The sequence below is a fragment of the Amnibacterium soli genome, assembly GCF_039544415.1.
GTDB classification, from domain to species: Bacteria; Actinomycetota; Actinomycetes; order Actinomycetales; family Microbacteriaceae; genus Amnibacterium; species Amnibacterium soli.
On the sequence record NZ_BAABLP010000001.1, the window covers coordinates 235,902 to 259,053 of the forward strand.

Consider the following 23,152-nt stretch of genomic DNA (forward strand, 5'->3'; position numbering starts at 1 on the left):
CGGATGATGGGGAGGATGCGCCGCCTGCTGCTTCCCCTGACGCTGGTCTCGGCGCTGCTGCTCGCGGGCTGCACCGCCTCCCGACCCGAGCCGCCGAGGCCCACCGAGCCCGCGCTGCGGCTGGCGAGCGGCCGCACCACCGCGGTCGTCGACGCCGCGTCGCCGGCGCAGCGCGCGGTGCAGACGAGCCGCGCGCTCTTCGCCGCGTCACCGGGCGTGGTGCTGGCGCCGGAGGGGGACCCGGACACCCAGCGCGCGGCGGGAAGGACGGCGGAGCGCCTCCACGTGCCGCTGCTGCTCGTCCCCGCCTCCACCGGCAGCCCGGCGCCGAGCACCGGACCCGCCGCCGCCGAGGCGCACCGGCTCGGCGCGCGCTGGAGCGTGGGGCCGGGCCTCCGCATCCCGGGCCTGCGCCCGCGGTCCGCCGCGAGGACCGAGCCGGAGCCCGCACCCCGACCGGACTCGGCGGTGGTCGTCGCGACCGGGGACGACGACGTCGCGGCGCTCGCGACCGCGACGGCCGCCAGGGCGCGCGTCGTGCGGCTGCCGGAGGGGACCGACCTGAACGGCGACGCGAGCGCCGTGCGCGCGCTCTCCGGCGCGAAGGACGCCCGGGCCGTGCTCGTCGGCCGCGCGTTCGCGGGCGGGACGGACCTCGCCTGGTCGGTCGCTGCCGCACGCACGGGCTGGACCTACGCGGGCGGTTCGCAGCGCGCGTTCGACGGCCGCAGCCTGCACGTCGCGCTCTACGGCACCCCGGGAGACCGGGCCCTCGGCGTGCTCGGGCACCAGGGCGAGGCCGCCACCCTCACCCGGGTCCGTGCCCTCGGCGCGCAGTACGCGGCGCTGACCGACCGCACCGTCTCGCCGATGCTGGAGGTCATCGCGACGGTCGCCGCGGGCGGCCCGACCGACGACGGCGACTACTCGGGGGAGGTCGACGCGGCGCGCCTCGAGCCCTACGTCGACGCGGCGCTCGCGGCACACGTGCCGGTGATCCTCGACCTGCAGCCCGGTCGCCAGGACTTCCTGAGCCAGGCGAAGCAGTACGCGTCGCTGCTCGAGAAGCCCGGGGTGGGGCTCGCCCTCGATCCGGAGTGGCGGCTGGGGCCGAAGCAGAAGCCGCTGGTGCAGATCGGCCGGGTGTCGGCCGCCGAGGTGAACCGCACCTCCGCGTGGCTCGCGGGCCTGGTGCGCGCGAAGGGGCTGCCGCCGAAGCCGTTCGTGCTGCACGAGTTCCGGCTGACGATGCTGCAGGACCGGTCGTCGATCGTCGTCGACCGGCCCGAGCTCGACACCCTGATCCACGTCGACGGCCAGGGCGGGCAGCCGGACAAGCAGGCCACCTGGCGCGCGGTCCGGAACGGTGCCCCCCACGTCGCCTGGGGCTGGAAGAACTTCCTCGAGACGGACCACCCGGTGCTGACGCCGAAGCAGACCCTGCAGCAGGTGCACCCGACGCCGGACCTGATCACCTACCAGTAGGCGCCCGGGTCAGAGCGCGCCGGCCGCCGCCCGCAACTCGGTGAGCGCGGCGACCGAGTAGTCGGCCATCGCCTCGGTCGGCGCGTCCGGCTCCGCGGCCCAGCGCACGAAGGCGTCGTGGTGCGCCAGCACGCCCAGCTCGGCGGCGAGGCGGGCGACCACCGGCGGAGTGCCGCGGCGGACGAGGGCCGCCTCCATCGCCGCCGCGAGCCCGACGGACTTCTGCGCGCTCCGCTCGCGCAGCTCGGCGTTGGCGCTGACCACGGCCTCGATGCGGGGCGCGATCTCGCGGCTCATCGGGCCGTAGGCGCCGGCGGCGCGGCGCAGGCCCTCCGCGACCGCGTCGAGCGGGGCCGACCCCTGGGGCGCGGCCTCGATGCCCTCGGCGAGCAGGGCGCTCATCACGGCCTGGCCGGCGACGAGCAGCTCGCGCTTGTCCGGGAAGTGCCGGAAGAACGTGCTGCGGGTGACGCCCGCGCGGTCCGCGATCTGGGCCACCGTCGTCTCGTCGTAGCCCTGCTCGTGGAACAGGTCGACGGCCGCGAGCACCAGGCGCTCGCGCGCGTTCGACTCCCAACGGCTCACCCGCTCATCGTACGGAGCGACCTCGCAGCAGGATCTCCCCAGTGATGGGACTGGCGTCCCGTCACGGTGCTACGGTGATGGGACTTCAGTCCCATCACTTCGCGGAGGTCCCCATGCAGGTCTTTCTCACCGGCGGCACCGGCCTGATCGGTTCGGCGGTCGTCGCCGAGCTGCAGGGCGCCGGGCACACCGCCCTCGTGCTCGCCCGCTCCGACGCCGCGGAGGCGGCCGTCCGCCGGGTCGGCGCGACGCCCCTGCGCGGCTCGCTCGCCGACCTCGACGTCATCCGCTCCGGGGTCGAGGAGGCCGACGGCGCGATCCACCTCGCCTTCGGCAACGACTTCTCGAGCGAGGAGGCCGTCGCGAGGTCGATCGCGGAGGAGACCGCGGCCATCGACGCCATCGGCGAGGTGCTCGACGGCAGCGACCGACCCTTCGCCGTGGTGTCCGGCACCCCGTGGATCCCGGGCCGCGCCTCCACCGAGCAGGACCCGCTGCCGACCGAGGGCATCGTCGGCGGACGCGGCCGCACGGTGACCGCGACGCTGGCGCTCGCCGAGCGCGGCGTGCGCACCTCCGCGATCCGCATGCCTCGGACGGTGCACGCCGACGGCGCCGGCGGGTTCGCCGGACTGCTGACCCAGCTCGCGCGGCAGACGGGCGTCTCGGGCTACCCGGGCGACGGCGCGCAGCGCTGGCCGGCGGTGCACGCGCTCGACGCGGCCTCGCTCTTCCGGCTCGCGCTCGAGCAGGCGCCCGCCGGCACCGCCTGGCACGCGGTCGACGACGAGGGCGACGCGGTGCGCGACATCGCGGCGGTCATCGGACGCAAGCTGGGGCTGCCCGTGCGGTCGCTGCCGGAGGAGGCGTTCGGCCCGCTCGGGCCGGTGTTCGCGATGGACCAGCCCGCCTCCAGCGCCCGCACCCGCGAGGCGCTCGGCTGGCGGCCGACGCACCTGAGCCTGCTCGCGGACCTCGAGGCCAACCTGCAGGCCTGAGCCCCTGCGGTCGCCGCCTGGCGCTCGCAGGGTGCGGCACGTGCTGCGCCGGCTGGTGGACGTCGAGGGCGACCGGCCCGCGTCCTCCGTCCCGCAGGGAGGACCTCCCTGCGGGACGGAGCGCGCGTCAGCCCAGGCCGCCGCCGAAGAAGCCGGCGTTGACGGCGTTGCTCGCGACGCCCTTCGCGAGCAGGTCGCCCTCGCGGTCGGTCGCGTCGTGCGCGTCCTCCACGTCGAAGTCGACGGCGCCGTTCGTCTGGTCGAACGGCTTCTCGTCGCTCGTCAGGTGCACCCACGGCTTCGCCGCGGGTCGGTTCCTCCTGCGCATCGTGCGCTCCTCCGACCCGCGGACGGCACGGGCCTCCCCGGAGTATCCGCCCGTCCGCCCGCCGGAGCCAGCCCCGTGCAGCCGCTCGGCCGCGACCTGCAACGGGTCTGGATGCGCCGCGGCCGGGCGATCGCCCGCGGCGGGTCGCGGTTGTAGCTTCGGCAGATGCGCCGACGGACCCTGCTGCTCGGCGGCGGGCTGGCCGTCGCGCTCGTCGGTGCGGGGGTGCTCGGCTGGCGCGCGATCCCGTACGTGCCGCCCGCAGACGCCGCACCGCGCTCCGCCTCCGTCGTCCGCGAGACCGCGTACGTCGAGCGGTGGTGGCGGCACGCGAACCCCGCCTACGGCACCCTCGGCGGCACCGACTGCGTCGACTTCACCAGCCAGGCCCTGCACGCCCGCGGGTGGGCGATGAGCGCGGACTGGGGCACCTCGACCGTGCTCGGCCGGCGCTCGTCGACGCCCGCCTGGGTCGGCTCGACCGCGATGATGCGCTGGCTCGGCACCCGCCCCGACCTCGCGACCCCGCTCGACGACCGGCACCGCGCGCAGGTGGCCGTCGGCGACGTCGCGCAGTTCGACTGGGACGCGAGCGGCGACCGCGACCACACGGCCGTCGTCACCCGGGTGCAGCATGAGGGCGGACGCGTCGTCGTCGAGGTCGCCGAGCACTCCCCGGCGGGGCTGCACGACTCCGTCGACCGGCTCATCGCCGAGCACGGCGGCCGCGGCGTGATCCACTACTGGCACCTGCGCGCATGACACGAGGAGGCACCATGGTCGCGGTCGGTCTGTGCGAGGACGATCCCCAGGTCCGCAGCGTCGTCGTCGAGGCGCTCGCCGCCGTCGACCTCGACGTGGTCGTCGCCCACCGCGCGGCGGAGGCGGTGCGGGAGTTCACGCCCGACTCCGGGCTGCGCGCCCTCGTGCTCGACATCGGGCTGCCCGACGGCGACGGGCGCGACCTCTGCCAGGCGCTCCGCGCGAGCGGCGTGACGGCGCCCGTGCTCTTCCTCACCGCCCGCGGCGGCGTGCACGAGGTCGTGGCGGGCTTCGGCGCCGGCGGCGACGACTACCTGGTGAAGCCGTTCGCGGTGGCGGAGCTGCAGGCCCGCGTCTCCGCGCTGGTGCGCCGCGCGCCGGTGCAGCCGGCCGAGCCCCGCACCCTGCACCTCGACCCCGAGCGCTACTCGGTGCGGCACGGGGAGGCGGAGGAGCGGCTGACCCCCACCGAGTTCCGGCTGCTCGCGACGCTGCTCGCCCGCCCGGGCGAGGTCGTGCGCCGCCGCGAGCTGATCGGCGCCGCGTGGCCCGTCGGGGCGGTGGTCCAGGCGAACACGCTCGACTCCTACATGCGCCGGCTGCGGCGGCTGCTCGAGCAGGTCGGCGCGGCCGAGCGCCTGCACACGGCGCGCGGCGTCGGCTTCCGGCTGGAATGACGGCGCGACCGCTGCGCTCGAGCGCCTCCGTCCGCCGCCGCCTCACCGCGACGACGGCCCTGATCAGCACCGTCGGCATGCTCGTGCTGATCGTCGTGGTCCTTCTCGTCGCCTGGCGCACCACGGACCACGAGATGGACCAGGTGCTCGCGACGCGCCTCGCGGCGGCGCGCGACGCGGTCGAGGTCGTGTCCGGCCGGCCGCAGGTGGTCGACCCGGACGACCCGACGTTCGAGACCGCCAGCTGGATCGCCGATCCGTCGGGGCGCCTCGTCGCCGGCCCCACCGTGGCGGAGCCGCTGCGGTCCACCGTCCGGCAGCTCGCCGCGCACGGCGGCGGCGTGATGGAGGTGGGCTCCTGGCGCGTCCGCGCGACCTCGCTGGTGCCCGGCTCCCGCGACGGCCGCGCGATCGTCGCGATCGACACCGGCCCCTACCGGTCCGGGCTCGGGCGCCTGATCGCCGCGTCCGTCATCACGGGCGTCGTCGTCGTGACCGGCGTGACGCTGCTCGCCGGCCTGATCGTGCGCCGCGCGCTCGCACCCGTCGCGACGATGACCGCGACGGCGGACGCCTGGTCGCACGAGCGCCCCGACCGCCGGTTCGGGCTCGGGGTGCCGCGGGACGAGATCACCGCGCTCGCCGCGGTGCTCGACGGCCTGCTCGACCGCGTCGACCGGGCGATCCGCGCCGAGCAGCGCCTGACTGCGGAGGTCGCCCACGAGCTGCGGACGCCGCTCACCGTGATGCGCGGGGAGGCGGAGCTCGGCGCCGCGACGCCCCGGCTGCGCAAGGCGGAGCACGACCGCTTCGAGCGCATCGTCGCGGCCGCCGACGACATGGGCGCCGCGATGACGACGCTGCTCGACGCCGCGCGCGGGTCCGGCTCCGCCGCGACGAGCACGGTGGCCGAGGTGCTCGCGCAGCAGGCGGCGCGCGGCGGGCTCGCGGTGCCGGTGCAGGTGGACCGGGTGCCCGAGGGCCTGGTCGCCGCAGCGCCTGCGGAGGTGCTCGGCCGGGCGGTCGCACCCCTGGTCGACAACGCGGCCCGCTACGGCCGCACCGCGGTGCGGCTCTCCGCCGAGCGGCGCGGCGAGCGGGTGCTCGTGACCGTCGAGGACGACGGCGACGGCGTGCCGGTGGAGGTCGGCGACGTGTTCGAGCCGGGGGTGCGCGATCAGCGCAGCGAGGGCGCCGGCCTCGGGCTCGCGCTCGCGCGCCGCCTGGCCCGCTCGGTCGGCGGCGACGCCGTGCTCGTGAGCCGCTCGCCGGCGGTGTTCGGCATCGAGGTGCCGACCGCGCCGGGCACGGGGGCCGCGTGACCGACGCGCGCCGCCCGGCCGCCGGGTGGCACGATCGGCGGATGCCCGGCCGCACCCGACCCGTGACCGTCGACGACGCACGGGCGATCGCCCGGCTGCAGTCCGCGAACCGCGACTTCCTCGCGCCCTGGGACGCGATCCGCCCCGACGCCTTCTACACGGAGGCGGGTCAGCGGGTCGAGCTGCAGCGGGCCGTCGACCGGCGGGCGGAGGGCACCGCCGCCGCGTCGGCGGTGCTCGACGACGAGGGCCGCATCGTGGGCGTGATCCGGCTGAACGGGATCGTGCGCGGCGCCTTCGAGTCCTGCTCGATGGGCTACTGGGTCGACCAGGCGGCGAACGGACGCGGCTACGCGACGGAGGCGGTGGCCGAGATGCTCGCGCTCGCGTTCGGCGAGCTCGGGCTGCACCGCGTGCAGGCGGAGACCCTGCGCCACAACGTCCGGTCGCAGCGGGTGCTCGCCCGCAACGGCTTCGAGCACATCGGCATGGCGCCGCAGTTCCTCCGCATCGCGGGGGAGTGGCAGGACCACGAGCTGTTCCAGGTCCTCGCGGGCTGAGCCTCGAGCCGGCGTCAGGCGGTGCGGACGACCGCGTCGGCCCGCCGCCGCGTGGAGAGGACGAGCGCCGCGTTCGGCAGGTCGACCGCGTCGACCCACGCCTCCGCCTCCTCCGGCGTCCTTCCGAACAGCACGTGCCGCGCGATCAGGCGCTCCCGGCGGACGCGGTGGGGCGCGTCGCAGAACCACACCTCGTCGAGGTGCGCGGCCGCCTCGGTCCACGGGCTCGCGTCGACGAGCAGGTAGTTCCCCTCCGAGACCACCAGGTCGACGCCCGGGTCGACCGCGATGGCGGCGGCGATCGGCTGCTCGAGGTCGCGCTCGAAGCCGGGGGCGTAGACGGGCTCGAGCTCCCGGTCGCGGAGGCGGCCGAGCAGCGTGCGGTAGCCCCAGCCGTCGAACGTGTCGATCGCGCCCTTGCGGTCCTGCCGGCCCAGCCGCTCGAGCGCCGCGTCGGCCAGGTGGAACCCGTCCATCGGCACGTGCGCGGCGCGGAAGCGGCCGTCCGCCTCGACCGCGGCGACGAGCCGTTCCGCCACCGTCGTCTTGCCGGCGCCGGGCGCGCCCGCGATGCCGAGCAGCACGCGGTCGCCGCGGCGCAGCAGCGTCAGGACGCGGTCGAGCGCCTGGTCGAAGTCGAGCACGGCCCCACTCTTCCGGACCTTTCCGGGAGCGGCTCGCAGCCCGGCGTGCCGCGCGCTTCACGGCGGGGTGTCGTGCCGAGTGCCTAGCGTTAGGTGCATGTCGCTTCGCGAGGGCTCGTCCCGCTCGTTCTCCGTCCCCCAGGAGCGCCGTGTCGCCACGGCCCTGCCCGGCCCGAACTCCCTCGCGCTGCAGGCCCGCCGCGTCGCCAGCGTCAGCCGCGGCGCGGGCACGCTCGCCAACATCTACATGGACCACGCGGCCGGCGCGGTGCTCGTCGACGTCGACGGCAACCGGCTGATCGACCTGGGCTCCGGCATCGGCGTCAACACGATCGGCCACGCCCACCCCGACGTCGCCGCCGCGGTCGCGGAGCAGGCGACGAAGCTGATGCACACGCTGTTCACGGTCACGCCGTACGAGAACTACGTGCGGGTGGCGGAGAAGCTGGCGCAGATCACGCCCGGCACGCACGAGAAGCACTCGATCCTCGTGAACTCCGGGGCGGAGGCGGTCGAGAACGCCGCGAAGATCGCCCGCCGCTTCACCGGCCGCCGCGCGATCGTCGTGCTCGACCACGCCTTCCACGGCCGCACGAACATGACGATGGCGATGACCTACCGCCCCTGGCCGGAGCGGGAGGGGATGGGCCCGTTCCCGGGCGAGATCTACTCCGTGCCCGTCAGCTACCCCTTCCGCGACGGCCTGACCGGCGAGGAGGCCGCCGAGCGCACGATCGACTACATCGAGACGCACGTCGGCCCCCGCGACGTCGCGGCGTTCTTCGCCGAGCCGATCCAGGGCGACGGCGGCATCGTCATCCCCGCCCCCGGCTACTTCACCCGCATCGCCGAGTACTGCCGCGACAACGGCATCGTGTTCGTGGCGGACGAGATCCAGGCGGGGATCGCCCGCACCGGCGCGTGGTACTCGATCGAGCACCACGGCGACGTCGTGCCCGACCTGGTCTGCACCGCGAAGGGCATCGCGGGCGGGATGCCGCTCGCCGCGGTCACCGGCCGCGCCGAGATCATGGACGCGGTGCAGCCCGGCGGCATCGGTGGCACCTTCGGCGGCAACCCGGTCTCGACCGCGGCCGCGCTCGCGGTGTTCGACGTGATCGAGCGCGAGGACCTGATCGGCGAGGCGCAGCGGGTCGAGCGCACGCTCGTCTCCCGCATCGGCGGCTGGACCGACAAGTACGACGTGGTCGGCGAGGTGCGCGGCAAGGGTGCGATGTTCGGCGTCGAGCTCGTCGAGCCGGGCACGCGCAAGCCGAACCCGGCGCTGCTGAAGCACGTGCTGAAGCACGCGACCGAGCACGGGGTCGTCCCGCTCGACGCCGGCAGCTGGGACAGCGTGCTGCGCCTCCTGCCGCCCGTCGTGATCTCCGACGCGCTGATCGACGACGCCGCGGGCGTGCTCGAGGAGGCCATCGAGTCGTTCCAGGGCGTCGGCGAGCCGGGCATCACCCCCGCCTCCTGATCCGTCCTCGCGGATCCGGAGATCGTGCGCGGATCCGGATCGATCTGGCGACACGCCGCAGCGGAGGGGCTGCGTGCAGCGTGTCGCCGAGGATCTCCGGATCCGCGCTCAGCCGCGGACGAGCGCGCCCAGGCCCGTGCCGGTGCGGTCGAACAGCTGCAGGGTGTCGCCACGGACGCGGAAGGAAGCGGCGCGGGCGATCGCGGTGATCGCGTTCGGCCGCAGCCGCGGCACGCCCTGGACGATCGGGCAGCCGCGGATCGGCGTGGCCGTGCGCACGACGAGCAGGCGCCCGCCCGGCAGCACGCGGTAGACGCCGCGGCCGCCGAGCGCGCCCGTGGCGCAGGAGGAGGTCGCCTGCCACTGCCCCGCCTCGAAGACGATCGCGCTCGTCGGTGCGCCCGCCACGGTCCACCGGCCCTCAAGGGCCTTCGCCGTCGTGGCGCCGACGCCGGGACCGGGCGTGCCGGACTGCAGCAGCGAGACGGGCGTCGTGGGCGCGGGGGAGGCGGACCCGCCGGCCGCGGTGAGCCGCGCGGTCCGCGACCCGTCCGCGGCGAGCAGCACCCAGCCGTCGCCGTCCCGCTGCACGCGGGCGGTGCGGGTCAGCCACTCGGCGGGCGCCGCGCCGGCGAGCCCCGAGGTGCCGCCGCCGACCAGCACCTGGTCGCCCTGCGCGCTCCACGCGTAGCTCGACGACCCTCCGCCTGCCGTCACGGTGACCGCGGACCCGTCGAAGTGCGCGGTCGTGCCGCTGGTCGCGTCGTCCGCGTCGGACACGCGCCACGTGGTGCCCGCCAGGTCCACGGCCGACGCGGCCGCGGCGGAGGAGGCGGACGGGGCGCCGCCGCCCCCGGTCGAGCCGCCGGAGCAGCCGGTCAGGGCGAGCGCGAGGCAGGCCGCGGTCGCAGGCAGGAGGAGGACGGACGGGATCCGCATGCCCGGCAGTGTCCCGCGGCGCCCCGGTCCTCTCACGGCACGCCGCGCGGTGTCGATCGATACCCCAGGGGGGTACCATCGCCTGCATGCAGGAGGCGCACGTCGGCTACGTCGCGAACAAGGACGAGCTGCTGAAGCGGCTGCGCCGGGCCGAGGGCCAGGTGCGGGGCATCCAGCGGATGGTCGAGGACGACACCTACTGCATCGACGTGCTCACGCAGGTCTCCGCCGCGACGAAGGCGCTGGAGACCGTGGCGCTGGCCCTGCTCGACGACCACCTCGCGCACTGCGTGGCCGAGGCGAGCGCCGAGGGCGGGCCCGTCGCCGAGGAGAAGCTGCGCGAGGCCTCCGCGGCCATCGCGCGGCTCGTGCGCTGAGCACGGCACCGGATCGACCACCACCCCCGATGACACAGGAGCGACGCATGGACGACGTGAACGAGCAGACCATCACCGGCCGCCGCCTCAGCGGGTTCGGCCTCGGCATCACCGACGTCAGCGCGCCGGCCGCGGGCGGCTGCGGCTGCGGCGGCGCGTGCGGCGGGCACGGCGGAGCCCACGGGCACGCGCACGGCGACCAGCACGCGGCGGCGCCGAGCGACGGCGGCCAGGCGTTCGAGGTCGCCGGCATGACCTGCAGCCACTGCGTCTCCAGCGTCACGGAGGAGCTCACGGCGCTCGACGGCGTCGAGGGCGTCGCCGTCGACCTGCGCCCCGGCGCCCTCTCGACGGTCGTCGTCACCGCCTCCCGCCCGCTCGGCGGCGACGAGGTCCGCGCCGCCGTCGAGGAGGCGGGCTACACGCTCGCCTCCTGATGCCGACCGCCTCCGAGGTCCGCCTCGACATCTCCGGGATGACCTGCGCCGCCTGCGCGACGCGGGTGGAGCGCAAGCTCAACCGGGTGCCGGGCGCGACCGCCACCGTGAACTTCGCGACCGAGACGGCGACCGTGCACGGCGCCGTGCGGCTGCCGGAGCTCGTGGCGGCCGTGGAGGCGGCGGGGTACGGCGCGCGCCCGGCGGGCTCCGGTCCCGAGCAGCGCGACGGTCGCCGGCTGCGCCTGCGGCTGATCGTCGCGGTGGTGCTCGCGGTGCCCGTCGTCCTGCTGTCGATGGTGCCGGCGCTGCACGTGCCGGGCTGGCAGTGGATCGCCGCGGTGCTCGCGCTGCCGGTCGTCACCTGGGCCGCGTGGCCGTTCCACCGCGCCGCGCTCGTGAACCTCCGGCACGGCGCGACCACCATGGACACCCTGATCAGCCTCGGGGTGCTGGCGGCGACCGCCTGGTCGGCGGCCGCGCTGCTGACCGCGGGCGGGGACACCTACCTCGAGGTCGGGGTCGTCGTCACGGTATTCGTGCTCGCCGGGCGGCTCGCGGAGGCGGCCGCCCGCCGCCGGGCGGGCGCCGCGCTGCGGGCGCTCATCGCGCTCGGGGCGAAGGACGCGCTGCGCGTCGTCGACGGCCGGGAGGAGCGCGTGCCGGTGGCGGCCCTCGCGGTCGGCGACCGGGTCGTGGTGCGGCCGGGCGACACCGTGCCGAGCGACGGCCGGGTGCTCGACGGCCGATCCGCCCTCGACGCCTCCCTGCTGACGGGCGAGTCGGTGCCGGTGGAGGTGGCGCCGGGCGACCGGGTCACCGGCGGCACCGTCGCGGTCGGCGGCGGCCGGCTGCTCGTGCAGCTGGAGCGGGTCGGCGCCGACACCGAGCTCGCCCGCATCGGGCGGCTCGTCGCCCGGGCGCAGGACGGCAAGGCGGCGGTGCAGCGGCTGGCCGACCGGGTCTCCGCCGTCTTCGTGCCCGTGGTGCTGGGCCTCGCCGTCGTCGCCTTCGCCGGCTGGACCCTCGCCGGCGACCTCGACCGCGGCGTCGCCGCCGCGGTGACGACGCTGATCATCGCGTGCCCCTGCGCGCTCGGCCTGGCGACGCCGACGGCGCTGCTCGTCGGCTCGGGCCGCGGCGCGCAGCTCGGCGTCCTCATCCGCGGTCCCGAGGTGCTGGAGCGCACGCGCCGCGTCGACACGGTCGTGCTCGACAAGACCGGCACGCTCACGACCGGCCGCATGACCGTGCAGGGCGTCGTGCCGCTCGGCGGTGCCGACGCCGACGAGGTGCGCGCCCTGGCCGCCGCGGCGGAGCACGACTCGGAGCACCCGGTCGGCCGGGCGCTCGCCACCGCGGGCGTCGCCCGGGCGGTCGCCGACTTCACCGCCGTCGCCGGCGGCGGCGTGCGGGCGCGCGTGGACGGCGAGACCGTGCGCGTCGGCCGCATCGGCTGGCTCGCGTCGGAGGGCGTCGCCGTGGAGGCGGCCGGGCCCGCGGTCGAGGCGGCGGAGGCGCGCGGCGCGACCGCGGTCGTCGTCGCGCGCGGGGACGCGGCGCTCGGGGTGCTCGAGGTCGCGGACGGACTCCGGGCCGGGTCCGCGGACGCCGTGCGGCGCCTCCGCGCCCTCGGCCTCGAGCCGGTGCTGCTCACCGGCGACAACGCGGGCGCGGCGCACACGATCGCGGAGCAGGCCGGGATCACGACGGTCTTCGCGGGGGAGACGCCCGAGGGCAAGCTCGCCCGCATCCGCGCGCTGCAGCAGGAGGGCCGCGTCGTCGCGATGGTCGGCGACGGGGTGAACGACGCGGCGGCGCTCGCGGCGGCGGACCTCGGCATCGCGATGGGCGGCGGCACCGACGCGGCCGGCGCGGCGGCGGACCTCGTGCTCGTGCGCGACGACCCGGCGCTCGTCGCCACCGCCGTGCGGCTCGCCCGCGGCACGCTGCGGACCATCCGCGGCAACCTGTTCTGGGCCTTCGCGTACAACGCGGCCGCGCTGCCGGTCGCGATGCTGGGCCTGCTGAACCCGATGATCGCGGGCGGCGCGATGGCGGCGTCGTCGGTGCTCGTGGTCGGCAACAGCCTGCGACTCACCCGCTTCCGGGCAGACTGACCACGTGCCCGCCCGCCCCAGGATCCGCCGGTGGGGCTGAGCGCGTCGCTGGCCCTGCTCCGCGTCCACGTGCTCGTGGTCGAGCTGCCCGGCCGGCCCCTGCTGCGCCTGCGCGCCGAGGCCGCGCTCCGCGCCCGCGGCTGGGTCGTCGTGACGGACCCGGAGGACGCGGACCTCGTGCTCGTGTGCGGCGCCCCGCATCCGGAGGTCGCCGCAGCGGTCGACGCGCTCTGGGCCCGCGTGCCGCTGCCGCGCGCCCGGCGCACGGTCCGGGCGGAGGCGGACCTCGCCGACGTGCTCGACAGCGCGGCGCGGGTCATCGGGGACGACGCCCTGCAGCGGGAGGCCGCGGCGGCCGCGGTGGCGGGCGTCCGACCCGTACCCGACGGCCGCTACGGTCCGGTGCGGGCGCACTGGCCCGCAGGGCTGATCATCGACTGCGCGCTCGACGACGGCGGCCGGATCGCGGCGGCGGGGGTGCGGCGCCTGTCCGCCGAGCAGGAGGAGGACCCGGACGGGCTGCGCCCGTTCGTGCTGCCCGTGGCCGACGCCGCACGGCTGCTGCGCCTCGTCGGCTGGCCCGCCCTCGCGCTGCGGCTGGACCGGGTGCTCGACCTCGCGGTCGGCGGCACCGCGCCAGAGCGGCTGCGCGGGCGCCTCCGCTCGGTCGAGCGCACCGTCCGGCGCTCCGAGACGCTGCGCTGGCTGCTGCGGCGCGAGGGGCACGGCGTCGCGGTCGCCCCGCGCCTGCTCGCGCTGCTGCGGGCCGCCGCCGTCGGTGAGGAGCCGCCCCGGCCCGCCGCGCGCCGCCTGCTCGGCCGCGACGCCGCCGCGGTGCCGATCCTGGTCGCCGTCACGGAGGAGGTGCTGCCGCGTGCCTGAGGTCGTCGCAGCGGCGGCGCTCGTCGTGCTCCTGGTGCTCGGCGCGGGCGCGGCGGCCCTGCGGGCGGTGCTCGACGGGCTGCGGGTCGGCGTGCCCGCCTCCGTCTCGGTCGTCGCCCCGCTCGCCGAGTCGGCTCGGCTGCTGCGCGCTCGCCCGGTCGCGGGCCCGGCGCCCCGGCGGCCGGCCGTCGCCGGCACCGCGGTGCTCGCGGCCGCGGCGCTCCGGCTGCTCTCGCTGCCGATCGCCGGCGCGCCGCTGCTCGGCGGCACCCTCGGTCTGCTCTGGCTCGTGGTCGCCGACGGCCTCTGGTGGGCAGGANCTGCTCGCGGCCGCGGCGCTCCGGCTGCTCGCGCTGCCGCTCGCCGGCGCGCCGCTGCTCGGCGGCACCCTCGGTCTGCTCTGGCTCGTGGTCGCCGACGGCCTCTGGTGGGCAGGAGCGGTGCTCCTGGCCGAGCGCGACGACCGCGGCCGCGCCCTGCTGCGCGCCGCCGTGGTCGAGGCGCCGCTGCTGGTGGCGCTCGCGACGGCGGCGGTCGCGGCCGGCAGCCTTCGCGCGGCCGACCTCCTCGCGGCGCAGCAGGCGCTGCCGTTCGCGGTCGAGGCGCCCGTCGCGCTCCTGGTCGCGCTCGTCGTCGGCGGGCTCCTGCTGCCCGCGGCCGTGCCCGTCCGCGGCACGGGTGCCGCGCGCCTCCTGATCGTCTCGGCGCGGGCGGTGCAACCGGTGTCGGCGGCCGCGGTCGCCTCGGTGCTGCTGCTCGGCGTCGGCGGATCGCCCTCGGGCGCGGCACCGGCGGCGCTCGCCTCCGGGGTGCTCGCGGCCGTCGTGGTCGTCGCCGGGCAGCGGCTCCCGGTGCTCCGCCCGCAGCGCCTCCTGGAGCCGGCGGCGGTCGTGCTGCTGCCCCTCGCGCTCCTGCAGCTCGGCGTCGTCGTGGTGCTGACCCTGCTGGGCGGCAGCGCGTGACCGCGGCGACGCCGGCTCGGTAGCGTGCCGGGATGTCCGCCGCCGCGCACCTGACCGGCCTGTTCTCGCTGGAGGGCCGCACCGCGGTGGTCACCGGCGGCAGCTCCGGCATCGGCCGGGCGATCGCCGCGGCGCTGGCGGGGGCGGGCGCCCGCACGGTGCTCGTGGCCCGCGACGCGGACCGCCTCGAGCAGGCCGCGGCGGCGATGCGGGCGGACGGCGGCGACGTCGCCGTGGTGCCGGCCGACCTGGGCGACCGGGAGGCCGTGCGCGCGGCGGCGGAGGCGGTCGTCGCCGTCGCGGGGGAGCCGGACGTCGTGGTCAGCGCGGCCGGGGTGAACCTGCGGCCGCCGATGGCCGAGATCGACGAGGCCGTGTGGGACGCGACGATGCGGCTGAACCTCGACGCGCCGTTCCTCCTCGGGCAGCGGTTCGGGCCGGGCATGGCCGAGCGCGGCTACGGGCGCCTGATCGCCATCAGCTCGCAGCAGGCGCACCGCGCCTTCGTCTCCAGCGGCGCGTACGGCGTCTCGAAGGCCGCCCTCGAGGGGCTCGCCCGCTCGCAGGCGGAGGCGTGGTCGTCCTCGGGCGTGACGAGCAACGTGCTCGTGCCGGGCTTCGTGCTCACGCCGCTGAACGCGCGGCTGCAGCAGGACCCCGAGCGCGTCGCCGCGCTCGCGGCCCGTACGATGGTCGGCCGCAACGGGGTGCCCGACGACTTCGCGACGGCCGCCCTCTTCCTGGCGAGCCCCGCCTCCGGCTACGTCACCGGCCAGTCGATCCACGTGGACGGCGGCTTCTCCGTCCACTGACTTCTTTGCTCACGCTTCGTGCCGCCCGGCGGAGGCCGAGGCGGCACGGAGCGTGAGCAACGCGCTAGGCGGTGGCGGAGCGGGCGAGCACGAAGGGCAGCTCGTCCGCCAGCTCGCGGGCCAGGAAGCCCAGGGGGCCGACCGTCTCCGCGAGCCGGTCGCCGGCGCGCGCGTGCAGGTACGTCGCCCAGCACGTGCCGTCCGCGATGTCCGCCCCGCGCGCGAGCAGCCCGCCGATCGCGCCGGCGAGCACGTCGCCGCTGCCGGAGGTGCCGAGGCCGGGGCCGCCGGCCTGCACCACGCGGATCCGGCCGGACGGCTCGATCACCATGCCGCCGCCGCTCACCACGGCGCCGAAGCGCTCGGCGACCCGCGGGCCGGCCTCGGCGAGGTCGTCGACGTCCTCGCCGAGCAGGAAGGACGCCTCCGTCGCGTTCGGCGTGAGGATCAGGCGGCCCTTGAGCGACTCGCCCAGCTCGGGCGCGTTGCCGAGCGCGCCGAGCGCGTAGGCGTCGAGCAGCACGAGCGTGTGCTCCGGCACGGCGGGCAGCACGCGCTCGAGCAGCGCGCCGGCCTCGTCCGGGTCGTCGAGCCCGGGGCCGATGACCAGGCAGTCGACGTCGAGGTCGTCGGCGACGGCGTCCGCCGCGGCACGCCCCGCGACCGCGCCGCCCGTCGTCTCGGGCAGCCCGATCACGCCCGCCTCCGGAAAGGAGACGGCGAAGGCGCCCGCGACCGACTCGGCGACCGCGACGGTCAGCCGGCCCGCGCCGACGCGCAGCGCCGCGATGCCGGTCAGCGCCGCGGCGCCGGGCGTCTTGCGGGCACCGCCGATGACGAGCACGTCGCCGCGGTCCCGCTTGCCGGAGCCCGGCGCGGGCAGGGGCGCGAGGTCGCCGGGCCCGAACGGTTCAGGGTCGCGTGCCATGGTGCTCGCCTCCGTGGTGCGTGGTCGGGACGTCGCCCCGCAGGTGGCTGACGTCGTTGACCGGCTCGGCGCGCCAGCCGTCCTCGCGCCGCACCATCCGGGTGACGGAGGCGTTCGGCACCGGCTGGGTGCGCGACAGCTCCAGCAGCTCCGCCTCCTGGATGCCCATGAGGATGCCGCGGATGATCAGCGTCGTCGCGTCGTGGGACACGACGAGCACCCGTTCCGCGCCCGAGTCGGCGAGGTCGCGCAGCGCCGAGCGGAGGCGCTGGGAGACGTCCGCCCACGACTCCCCGCCGGGTGGGCGGTGGTAGTACTTGCCGAGGAACCGCCGCCGCGCGGCCTCCTCCGGGTGCAGCTCCTCGACACCGCGCCAGGTGAGCGTGTCGAGGACGCCCAGCTCGCGGTCGCGCAGGCGCTCGTCGACCGTGGTCGGCAGGGTCAGCTGCGCGACCCGCAACGCGTGCTCCGCGGTCGACCGCGCCCGCCGGTACGTCGACACCCAGAGCGCCTGCGGGGCCTCGTCGGCCGTCAGGTCGCCGAGCCGGCGGCCGAGCGCCTCCGCCTGCTCCACGCCGGTCGGCGAGAGCTCGACGTCGGGGTCGCGCGCCGGCACGGCGATCCGCGCGGCGCCCGTGCGCTCGGCCTCGGCGGCCGCGACGTTCGCCTCGCTCTCGCCGTGCCGGACGAGCAGCAGCTCCCTGAGGGCGCTCAGTGGGACGACCCGGCGGACTCGACCTCGCTGCGGTCACCGCTCCAGAGGGTGTGGAAGGTGCCCGGCTTGTCGATGCGCCCGTAGGTGTGCGCGCCGAAGAAGTCGCGCTGCGCCTGGATGAGCGCGGCGGGCAGGCGGTCGGAGGAGAGCGAGTCGTAGTACGACAGCGCGGAGGAGAAGCCCGGCGCGGGCACCCCGGACAGCGCCGCGGTCGACACGACGCGGCGCCAGGCGGCCTCGCCGTCGGCGACGACCTTCGCGAAGTACTCGTCGGCGAGCAGCGTCGGCAGCTCGGGGTTCCGCTCGTACGCCTCCACGATCCGGTTCAGGAACCGCGCGCGGATGATGCAGCCCGCGCGCCAGATCTTCGCGACCGCGCCCTTGTCGATGGTCCAGCCGTACTGCTCGGCCCCGGCGATGATGATGTCGAAGCCCTGCGCGTACGCGACGACCTTGGAGGCGTAGAGCGCTGCGCGCACGTCGTCCTCGAACCCGTCGGCTTCGCCACCGGCTCGGGGCGGCCCTTCTCGAGCGCCTGCACGGCCTCGCGCTGCTTCGGCTTGCTCGAGACGGCGCGGGCGAAGACGGCCTCGCCGATGCCGGACACCGGGATGCCGAGGCCGACCGCGTTCTGCACGGTCCAGACGCCGGTGCCCTTGCTGCCCGCCTGGTCGAGGATCAGGTCGACCAGCGGCTTCCCCGTCTCGGCGTCCTGCTGGCGCAGCACCTCGGCGGTGATCTCGATCAGGTACGACTCGAGGTCGCCCTGGTTCCACTCGTCGAACACGTCGGCCAGCCCGGCGGTGTCATGACCGCCGACGCGGCGGAGCAGGTCGTACGCCTCCGCGATCAGCTGCATGTCGGCGTACTCGATGCCGTTGTGCACCATCTTCACGAAGTGGCCGGCGCCGTCGGTGCCGATGTGGGTGACGCAGGGCTCGCCCTCCGCCTCCGCGGCGATGGACTCCAGGATCGGCTTCAGCCGGTCCCACGCCTCGTCCGAGCCGCCCGGCATGATCGACGGGCCGTTCAGCGCGCCCTCCTCGCCGCCGGAGATGCCGGTGCCGGCGAAGTTGAGGTTCCGCTCGCGGAGGTCGTGCTCGCGGCGGATGGTGTCGTGGAAGTTCGCGTTGCCGCCGTCGACGATGATGTCGCCCGGCTCGAAGCGGTCCGCGAGCTGCTCGATGACGGCGTCGGTGCCCTTGCCCGCCTGGACCATGATGATCGCGACGCGCGGCTTCTTCAGGCTCGCGACGAAGTCGTCGATGTCGTGGCTCGGCACGAACTCGCCCTCGGACCCGTGATCGCGGATCAGCTCGTCCGTCTTCGCGTCCGTGCGGTTGTAGACCGCGGTCGTGTTGCCGTGGTGGGCGAGGTTCCTCGCCAGGTTCGATCCCATGACCGCCATCCCGACGACCCCGATGTCGGCGACCCCGACCGGCTTCTCGCTCACGTGCGTCTCCTTCGCCTCGAACTCTGCGGGAGCGTATCGCCGGGCGGTCCGGTCAGCCTGGGCCCGCCGGTCCCTCCTACCCTCGGCGCATGAGCGAACGACGCCTCCGCGCGGTGGCCGCGGGACCCCTCTCCGACGAGCTCGCGCAGCGGATCCGCGACGCCGAGCCGCGGCTCGACCTGATCGTCGAGCAGGACCTGCTGCCGCCGCAGCAGCACCCCGGCGACCACGCCGGGGACCCCGGGTTCCGCCGGTCGGAGGCGGACGAGCACCGGTACCGCGAGCTGGTCGACTCCGCGCAGGTGCTCTACGGCATCCCGGGGGAGCGGCCGTCGCAGCTCGCGCGCACCCTTCGCGCGAACCCGGCGCTCGAGTGGGTGCAGCTGATGCCCGCGGGCGGCGGCGGGCAGGTGAAGGCCGCGCGGCTCGAGCAGGACGAGCTCGACCGCGTCCGGTTCACCACGACCGCCGGCGTGCACGCGGTGCCGCTGGCGGAGTGGTGCGAGTTCGGGCTGCTCGCCGGCTTCAAGACCCTGCCCCGCCTGCAGGAGCACCAGCGGGCGCACGACTGGGCGGAGTCGCGGTGGATGATGCGCCGTCTCGAGGACAGCCGCGTGCTGATCGTGGGGCTCGGCTCGATCGGGCGCGAGCTCGCGCAGCGCCTCGCGCGGCAGGGCGTGCACGTCGCCGGCACGAGCCGCCGCGACGTGCAGGTGGAGGGGGTGGAGGAGGTGATCCGCCCCGCGGACCTCGTGTCGCGGATCGGCGACTTCGACGGCGTCGTGGTCACGCTGCCGGGGACGGACGAGACGCAGCACCTGGTGAGCGCCGAGGTGCTCGCCGCCGTGAAGCCCGGCGTCAGCGTCGCGAACGTCGGCCGCGGCACCGTCATCGACCAGGACGCGCTCATCGAGCAGCTGCGCTCCGGCCGCATCGGCTTCGCGGCCCTCGACGTCGCCGACCCCGAGCCGCTGCCCGCCGACTCGCCGCTGTGGGACCTGCCGAACGTGCTGATCAGCCCCCACACCGCGGCGCTGAGCGACAAGGAGGACGCCCTGATCGCCGACCTCTTCGCCCGAAACGCGACCCGCTACCTCGACGGCGACGACCTGATCAACCCGGTGAACACCCGCGAGTTCTACTGATCCCGAAGGGTCCGTCGATCCGCAGATCCTCCGTGGATCCGCAGTTCCGGCCCGACGCGCCGCGCGGACCGGTGCGTGCCCCGGCGCGTCGAGGAGGAACTGCGGATCCGCGCACGGCTCCCCGGCGCCTGCCCCGGCCGGACGGCGAGGAGGCCGACCGGCTAGCGTTCGGCGCATGAGCGTGCCTCCGCTGGTGATCATGGGCGTCTCCGGATGCGGGAAGACGACGGTCGGGCAGGGGCTCGCGGAGCGCGTGCCCGACAGCGTGTTCATCGACGCCGACGACCTGCACCCCGCCGCCAACGTCGAGAAGATGCGCTCCGGCGTCCCGCTCACCGACGTCGACCGGGCCCCGTGGCTCGACGCCGTCGGCCGTGCGATGCGGGAAGCGAGCGCGGCCGGCCGCACGCCGATCGTCGCCTGCTCCGCGCTGAAGCGGGCGTACCGCCTCCGGATCCTCGCGGAGGAGCCGGACGCGTTCTTCGTGCTGCTCGACGTCGACCGCGCGGAGCTCGAGCGCCGCATGCGGGAGCGCAAGCACCACTACATGCCGGCGTCGCTGCTCGACTCGCAGCTCGCGACGCTCGAGCGCCTCGCCCCCGACGAGCCCGGCACGACCGTGCCGATCGTCGGGCCCGGCGGCGAGGTCGTCGAGACCGTGCTCGCCCGCGTGGTCGACGCGCGCTGATCGGCGGAGCGGACGTGGCGGGCGCGACCCTCGAGAGCATCGCGTGGACCGGCGACGCGCTGCGGGTCGTCGACCAGCGCCGGGTGCCGGACGAGACCGTGGTGCTCGAGCTGCGCACGATCGAGGGCGTCGTGCAGGCGATCGGCGCGCTCGCGGTGCGGGGCGCGAACGTGCTCGGCACGGCGGGGGCGTTCGGATTCGTGCTCGGCGTCCGCGGCGGGCTGACGCCCGACGATGCGGCGGCGCGGCTCATCGCCGCACGGCCGACCGCGGTGAACCTGCGGGTGGCGGTCGAGCTGGTGCACGCCGCGCTCGTGGGCGGCGAGGACCCGCTCGAGGTGGCGCTCGGGCTGCTGGCGGCGGACCGCGCGGCGTGCCTCGCGATCGGGGAGCACGGCCGGCGGGAGCTCGCGGGCGCCTCCCGTCTGCTCACCCACTGCAACACCGGCGTGCTCGCGACGACGGGTCGCGGCACGGCGCTCGGCATCGTCTACGCGAAGGCGGAGGCGGGGGAGCGCGTCGAGGTGCTCGCGACCGAGACCCGGCCGCTGCGGCAGGGCGCCCGGTTGACGGTCTGGGAGCTGCAGCAGGCCGGCGTGCCGGTCACGCTGCTCGTCGACGCGGCGGCCGCCGCGGCACTGACGACCGGGCGCGTCGACGCCGTCGTGGTCGGCGCGGACCGCATCGCGGCGAACGGCGACACCGCGAACAAGATCGGCACCCTCGCCCTGGCGATCGCCGCATCGCATGCCGGCGTCCCCTTCTACGTCGCCGCGACGTGGAACGCGATCGACCCGGGCGCACCGGACGGCGCGGCGATCCCGATCGAGGAGCGCGGGGCGGAGGAGGTGCTCGGCGGCGGGCCCGGCGCCCCCGCCGCCGACACGACGGTCTGGAACCCCGCCTTCGACGTCACGCCCGCCGCGCTGATCCCCGGCATCGTCACCGAGCGCGGCGTGCTGCACCCGCCGTTCGGCGCCGCGATCGCGGAGCTCGGGCGATGACCGTCCGCGCCGTCTACGCGCTCACGGGCGACGTCGCCGAGGCGCCGGCGCGCGCGGAGGCGCTCGCGGTCGAGCAGAGCCACGAGTTCCCGCCCGATCTCGCCCCCGCGAAGGCCGCCTCCTCCCGCGCCTCCGTGCTCGCGGTGGAGGAGGCGGGGCCGGACCTCGCGCTCGCGACGATCGAGTTCCCCGACGAGCTCGCGGGAGACGAGCTGACCCAGCTGCTGGTCATGGTGTTCGGCAACTGCGCGCTGCTGCCGGGCGTGCGCCTCGTCGACCTCGAGGTGCCGGAGGCGCTCGCGGCGGCGATGGGCGCCGGGCCGGCGCTCGGCGCGGCGGGCGTCCGCCGCGTGCTCGGCGTGCCCGAGCGGCCGATCCTGGCGACGGCGCTGAAGCCGGTCGGCCTGCCGACGGAGGACCTCGCCGCCCTCGGCCGCGCCTTCGCCGAGGGCGGCATCGACCTGATCAAGGACGATCAGGGCCTCGGGAACCAGCGCTGGTCGTCGTACGCGGAGCGCGTGCCGCGCGTCGCCGAGGCGATCGCGGAGGGCAACGCTGCCTCCGGGCGTGCCGCGCGCTACCTGCCGTGCTTCGACGCCCCGCCCGAGCACGTCGAGGAGCGCCTCCGCATCGCCGTCGAATCCGGGGCCGGCGGGCTGCTCGTCGTGCCCGGGGTCGGCGGCCTGCCACTGCTGCGCTGGCTCGCGCGGAACACCCCGGACGACTTCGTGCTGCTCGCGCACCCCGCGCTGCTCGGCGGGCTGACCGTCGCGCCCACCGCGGGCATCGACCCCGACGTGCTCTACGGGCTGCTGCTGCGCCTCGCCGGCGCGGACGCCGCGGTGTTCCCCTCCTACGGCGGGCGCTTCAGCTACACGCCGGAGGAGTGCCGCTCGATCGCGGACGGCTGCGCGCGGCCGTTCGCCGGGCTGCCCGCCTCCCTGCCCGCCCCCGGCGGCGGCATGCGCCTCGACCGCGTGCCCGAGCTGATCGAGTTCTACGGCCGCGACGTCGTGCTGCTCATCGGCGGCGAGCTGCACCGCGACGGCGACCCGCGCGGCACCGCCGAGCGCTTCCGGGCCCTCGTCGAGCCCTGAGCAACTTTGCTCACGCTTCTTGCCGCTCCATCGCCGATCGGGCGGCAAGAAGCGTGAGCAAGGTCCTAGTGCCGGACGAAGGCGGCCACGTCGGGGTCCGCGGTCATCGCCGCGAGCTCGTCGTCGGTCGGCAGGACCGGGCGGTCGCGGTCGAGCGGCACGATGCACTGGAAGCCGAGCGGTTCGTCGCCGGTCGCGCGGAACTGGTGCCAGGCCCAGGCGGGCACGAACACGAGGTCGTGCTGCCGGAGGGGGAGCACGCGGTCCCCGACCAGGCACGCGCCCGAGCCCCGCAGCACCACCACCTGGTGCGTGTGCGCGTGGTGCTCGAGGGTGCTCCAGCCGCCCGGCGCGACCTCGAAGTAGCGCACCTCGACGGCCTGGTCGTCGTCGGCGCCGAACAGCACCCGCCGCGTCACCCCGCGGAACGTCGTGTCGTGCTCCTTGTACGCGAGCTCGGCCACGCCCTCCCAGCGGTAGGGCTCGGGCTGCCCGCGGAGGGCCTCGGTCGCCGTGCGCGCGTCGGTCACCGCAGCATCGTGCCCCTCCCGGCGTCCGCCGTCGACCCGCCTCCGCGGAGCACGACAGCAGGACAGGACGCGTCCTGCAGGACGGATCGTCCCGTTCCGTCCTGCAGACGTCGTCCTGTCCTGCTGCAGTGCTGACGGGGAACGCGTCCGGGCCTTACCCGCGGGGAACGCGTCCCCGCCGCGTCCGGTATGCTCTCCCGCTGGACTTCGGCGAGGGCC

24 protein-coding genes and 1 pseudogene are annotated in these 23,152 nt (G+C 76.3%); 17 read left to right on the forward strand and 8 right to left on the reverse strand.

Annotated elements, in window-relative coordinates:
• Positions 1–15: 15 nt before the first annotated feature.
• The gene (locus ABEA53_RS01120) at positions 16–1,485 is read left to right on the forward strand and encodes a hypothetical protein (protein WP_345479062.1); all 1,470 of its coding nucleotides are present in this window, start codon (positions 16–18) and stop codon (positions 1,483–1,485) included.
• 9 nt (positions 1,486–1,494) lie between these two features.
• Here ABEA53_RS01120 and ABEA53_RS01125 read toward each other — a convergent pair whose 3' ends face one another.
• Positions 1,495–2,070: a TetR/AcrR family transcriptional regulator gene (locus tag ABEA53_RS01125; protein WP_345479064.1), complete on the reverse strand. Its 576-nt coding sequence runs from the start codon at positions 2,068–2,070 to the stop codon at positions 1,495–1,497.
• Positions 2,071–2,183: 113 nt separating this feature from the next.
• Here ABEA53_RS01125 and ABEA53_RS01130 point away from each other — a divergent pair, with 113 nt between their 5' ends.
• Positions 2,184–3,068 carry an SDR family oxidoreductase gene (locus ABEA53_RS01130; protein WP_345479065.1) on the forward strand — a complete coding sequence of 295 codons (885 nt, stop codon included), beginning with the start codon at positions 2,184–2,186 and terminating at the stop codon, positions 3,066–3,068.
• A gap of 127 nt (positions 3,069–3,195) precedes the next feature.
• On the opposite strand, the gene ABEA53_RS01135 is transcribed toward ABEA53_RS01130, so the two are convergent.
• Positions 3,196–3,396: a hypothetical protein gene (locus tag ABEA53_RS01135; protein WP_345479066.1), complete on the reverse strand. Its 201-nt coding sequence runs from the start codon at positions 3,394–3,396 to the stop codon at positions 3,196–3,198.
• 165 nt (positions 3,397–3,561) lie between these two features.
• Here ABEA53_RS01135 and ABEA53_RS01140 point away from each other — a divergent pair, with 165 nt between their 5' ends.
• From ABEA53_RS01140 to ABEA53_RS01155, 4 genes are read left to right on the forward strand one after another with little or no spacing between them, the layout of a single operon-like run.
• The gene (locus ABEA53_RS01140) at positions 3,562–4,158 is read left to right on the forward strand and encodes an amidase domain-containing protein (RefSeq protein WP_345479067.1); all 597 of its coding nucleotides are present in this window, start codon (positions 3,562–3,564) and stop codon (positions 4,156–4,158) included.
• Positions 4,159–4,172: 14 nt separating this feature from the next.
• Positions 4,173–4,835, forward strand: coding sequence for a response regulator transcription factor (locus ABEA53_RS01145; RefSeq protein WP_345479068.1), 663 nt, complete (start codon positions 4,173–4,175; stop codon positions 4,833–4,835).
• The gene (locus ABEA53_RS01150; RefSeq protein ID WP_345479069.1) at positions 4,832–6,157 is read left to right on the forward strand and encodes a sensor histidine kinase; all 1,326 of its coding nucleotides are present in this window, start codon (positions 4,832–4,834) and stop codon (positions 6,155–6,157) included. The genes ABEA53_RS01145 and ABEA53_RS01150 overlap by 4 nt, the downstream gene beginning before the upstream one ends.
• Before the next feature lie 41 nt (positions 6,158–6,198).
• Positions 6,199–6,717, forward strand: a complete 519-nt coding sequence (locus tag ABEA53_RS01155) for a GNAT family N-acetyltransferase (RefSeq protein WP_345479070.1) — start codon at positions 6,199–6,201, stop codon at positions 6,715–6,717.
• Between the two features lie 14 nt (positions 6,718–6,731).
• On the opposite strand, the gene ABEA53_RS01160 is transcribed toward ABEA53_RS01155, so the two are convergent.
• Positions 6,732–7,361, reverse strand: coding sequence for a nucleoside/nucleotide kinase family protein (locus ABEA53_RS01160; protein ID WP_345479071.1), 630 nt, complete (start codon positions 7,359–7,361; stop codon positions 6,732–6,734).
• 97 nt (positions 7,362–7,458) lie between these two features.
• Here ABEA53_RS01160 and gabT point away from each other — a divergent pair, with 97 nt between their 5' ends.
• Positions 7,459–8,844, forward strand: coding sequence for a 4-aminobutyrate--2-oxoglutarate transaminase (gene gabT, locus ABEA53_RS01165; protein ID WP_345479072.1), 1,386 nt, complete (start codon positions 7,459–7,461; stop codon positions 8,842–8,844).
• A 108-nt stretch (positions 8,845–8,952) separates the two neighbouring features.
• Here gabT and ABEA53_RS01170 read toward each other — a convergent pair whose 3' ends face one another.
• Positions 8,953–9,783 (reverse strand): hypothetical protein, encoded by an 831-nt coding sequence (locus ABEA53_RS01170; RefSeq protein ID WP_345479073.1) that lies wholly within the window; start codon positions 9,781–9,783, stop codon positions 8,953–8,955.
• Between the two features lie 86 nt (positions 9,784–9,869).
• Between ABEA53_RS01170 and ABEA53_RS01175 the strand changes: the two genes are divergently transcribed.
• From ABEA53_RS01175 to ABEA53_RS01200, 6 genes are all read left to right on the forward strand, one after another.
• The gene (locus tag ABEA53_RS01175; RefSeq protein WP_345479074.1) at positions 9,870–10,160 is read left to right on the forward strand and encodes a metal-sensitive transcriptional regulator; all 291 of its coding nucleotides are present in this window, start codon (positions 9,870–9,872) and stop codon (positions 10,158–10,160) included.
• Positions 10,161–10,207: 47 nt separating this feature from the next.
• On the forward strand, positions 10,208–10,597 hold the full coding sequence (locus tag ABEA53_RS01180; RefSeq protein ID WP_345479075.1) for a heavy-metal-associated domain-containing protein: 390 nt from the start codon (positions 10,208–10,210) through the stop codon (positions 10,595–10,597).
• Positions 10,597–12,717: a heavy metal translocating P-type ATPase gene (locus tag ABEA53_RS01185; RefSeq protein WP_345479076.1), complete on the forward strand. Its 2,121-nt coding sequence runs from the start codon at positions 10,597–10,599 to the stop codon at positions 12,715–12,717. The genes ABEA53_RS01180 and ABEA53_RS01185 overlap by 1 nt, the downstream gene beginning before the upstream one ends.
• A 30-nt stretch (positions 12,718–12,747) precedes the next feature.
• A complete protein-coding gene (locus tag ABEA53_RS01190) occupies positions 12,748–13,599 on the forward strand; it encodes a hypothetical protein (RefSeq protein WP_345479077.1) in 852 nt (283 codons plus the stop codon).
• Positions 13,600–14,006: 407 nt separating this feature from the next.
• The gene (locus ABEA53_RS01195) at positions 14,007–14,561 is read left to right on the forward strand and encodes a hypothetical protein (protein WP_345479078.1); all 555 of its coding nucleotides are present in this window, start codon (positions 14,007–14,009) and stop codon (positions 14,559–14,561) included.
• Between the two features lie 32 nt (positions 14,562–14,593).
• A complete protein-coding gene (locus ABEA53_RS01200; protein ID WP_345479079.1) occupies positions 14,594–15,373 on the forward strand; it encodes an SDR family NAD(P)-dependent oxidoreductase in 780 nt (259 codons plus the stop codon).
• A gap of 64 nt (positions 15,374–15,437) precedes the next feature.
• Here ABEA53_RS01200 and ABEA53_RS01205 read toward each other — a convergent pair whose 3' ends face one another.
• From ABEA53_RS01205 to gndA, 3 genes and pseudogenes are all read right to left on the reverse strand, one after another.
• Complete coding sequence (locus ABEA53_RS01205) at positions 15,438–16,301, reverse strand: NAD(P)H-hydrate dehydratase (RefSeq protein ID WP_345479080.1); 864 nt, start codon at positions 16,299–16,301, stop codon at positions 15,438–15,440.
• Complete coding sequence (locus ABEA53_RS01210) at positions 16,285–17,016, reverse strand: histidine phosphatase family protein (protein ID WP_345479657.1); 732 nt, start codon at positions 17,014–17,016, stop codon at positions 16,285–16,287. Before ABEA53_RS01210 ends, ABEA53_RS01205 begins: the two co-directional genes overlap by 17 nt.
• A pseudogene (gene gndA, locus ABEA53_RS01215) lies at positions 17,013–18,424 on the reverse strand (NADP-dependent phosphogluconate dehydrogenase). Before gndA ends, ABEA53_RS01210 begins: the two are co-directional and overlap by 4 nt.
• Before the next feature lie 134 nt (positions 18,425–18,558).
• Here gndA and ABEA53_RS01220 point away from each other — a divergent pair.
• The 4 genes from ABEA53_RS01220 (at position 18,559) to ABEA53_RS01235 (ending at position 22,403) form a co-directional block, all read left to right on the forward strand.
• Complete coding sequence (locus ABEA53_RS01220; protein WP_345479081.1) at positions 18,559–19,614, forward strand: D-2-hydroxyacid dehydrogenase; 1,056 nt, start codon at positions 18,559–18,561, stop codon at positions 19,612–19,614.
• Positions 19,615–19,789: 175 nt separating this feature from the next.
• Positions 19,790–20,302: a gluconokinase gene (locus ABEA53_RS01225; protein WP_345479082.1), complete on the forward strand. Its 513-nt coding sequence runs from the start codon at positions 19,790–19,792 to the stop codon at positions 20,300–20,302.
• A gap of 14 nt (positions 20,303–20,316) precedes the next feature.
• Positions 20,317–21,306 carry an S-methyl-5-thioribose-1-phosphate isomerase gene (gene mtnA / locus ABEA53_RS01230; protein WP_345479084.1) on the forward strand — a complete coding sequence of 330 codons (990 nt, stop codon included), beginning with the start codon at positions 20,317–20,319 and terminating at the stop codon, positions 21,304–21,306.
• On the forward strand, positions 21,303–22,403 hold the full coding sequence (locus ABEA53_RS01235; RefSeq protein WP_345479086.1) for a RuBisCO large subunit C-terminal-like domain-containing protein: 1,101 nt from the start codon (positions 21,303–21,305) through the stop codon (positions 22,401–22,403). The genes mtnA and ABEA53_RS01235 overlap by 4 nt, the downstream gene beginning before the upstream one ends.
• A gap of 65 nt (positions 22,404–22,468) precedes the next feature.
• Here ABEA53_RS01235 and ABEA53_RS01240 read toward each other — a convergent pair whose 3' ends face one another.
• Complete coding sequence (locus ABEA53_RS01240; RefSeq protein WP_345479087.1) at positions 22,469–22,933, reverse strand: cupin domain-containing protein; 465 nt, start codon at positions 22,931–22,933, stop codon at positions 22,469–22,471.
• Between the last annotated feature and the right edge of the window lie 219 nt (positions 22,934–23,152).

Excerpts from the sequence above, each read along its gene's own strand:
- ABEA53_RS01155 (WP_345479070.1), top strand. The coding sequence starts at position 6,199 with ATGCCCGGCCGCACCCGACCCGTGACCGTCGACGACGCACGGGCGATC.
- ABEA53_RS01140 (WP_345479067.1), top strand. The coding sequence starts at position 3,562 with ATGCGCCGACGGACCCTGCTGCTCGGCGGCGGGCTGGCCGTCGCGCTC.
- ABEA53_RS01120 (WP_345479062.1), top strand. The coding sequence starts at position 16 with ATGCGCCGCCTGCTGCTTCCCCTGACGCTGGTCTCGGCGCTGCTGCTC.
- ABEA53_RS01200 (WP_345479079.1), top strand. The coding sequence starts at position 14,594 with ATGTCCGCCGCCGCGCACCTGACCGGCCTGTTCTCGCTGGAGGGCCGC.
- ABEA53_RS01235 (WP_345479086.1), top strand. The coding sequence starts at position 21,303 with ATGACCGTCCGCGCCGTCTACGCGCTCACGGGCGACGTCGCCGAGGCG.
- gabT (WP_345479072.1), top strand. The coding sequence starts at position 7,459 with ATGTCGCTTCGCGAGGGCTCGTCCCGCTCGTTCTCCGTCCCCCAGGAG.
- ABEA53_RS01130 (WP_345479065.1), top strand. The coding sequence starts at position 2,184 with ATGCAGGTCTTTCTCACCGGCGGCACCGGCCTGATCGGTTCGGCGGTC.
- ABEA53_RS01170 (WP_345479073.1), bottom strand. The coding sequence starts at position 9,783 with ATGCGGATCCCGTCCGTCCTCCTCCTGCCTGCGACCGCGGCCTGCCTC.
- ABEA53_RS01205 (WP_345479080.1), bottom strand. The coding sequence starts at position 16,301 with ATGGCACGCGACCCTGAACCGTTCGGGCCCGGCGACCTCGCGCCCCTG.
- ABEA53_RS01150 (WP_345479069.1), top strand. The coding sequence starts at position 4,832 with ATGACGGCGCGACCGCTGCGCTCGAGCGCCTCCGTCCGCCGCCGCCTC.
- ABEA53_RS01225 (WP_345479082.1), top strand. The coding sequence starts at position 19,790 with ATGAGCGTGCCTCCGCTGGTGATCATGGGCGTCTCCGGATGCGGGAAG.
- ABEA53_RS01220 (WP_345479081.1), top strand. The coding sequence starts at position 18,559 with ATGAGCGAACGACGCCTCCGCGCGGTGGCCGCGGGACCCCTCTCCGAC.
- ABEA53_RS01175 (WP_345479074.1), top strand. The coding sequence starts at position 9,870 with ATGCAGGAGGCGCACGTCGGCTACGTCGCGAACAAGGACGAGCTGCTG.
- ABEA53_RS01145 (WP_345479068.1), top strand. The coding sequence starts at position 4,173 with ATGGTCGCGGTCGGTCTGTGCGAGGACGATCCCCAGGTCCGCAGCGTC.
- ABEA53_RS01185 (WP_345479076.1), top strand. The coding sequence starts at position 10,597 with ATGCCGACCGCCTCCGAGGTCCGCCTCGACATCTCCGGGATGACCTGC.
- ABEA53_RS01180 (WP_345479075.1), top strand. The coding sequence starts at position 10,208 with ATGGACGACGTGAACGAGCAGACCATCACCGGCCGCCGCCTCAGCGGG.
- ABEA53_RS01135 (WP_345479066.1), bottom strand. The coding sequence starts at position 3,396 with ATGCGCAGGAGGAACCGACCCGCGGCGAAGCCGTGGGTGCACCTGACG.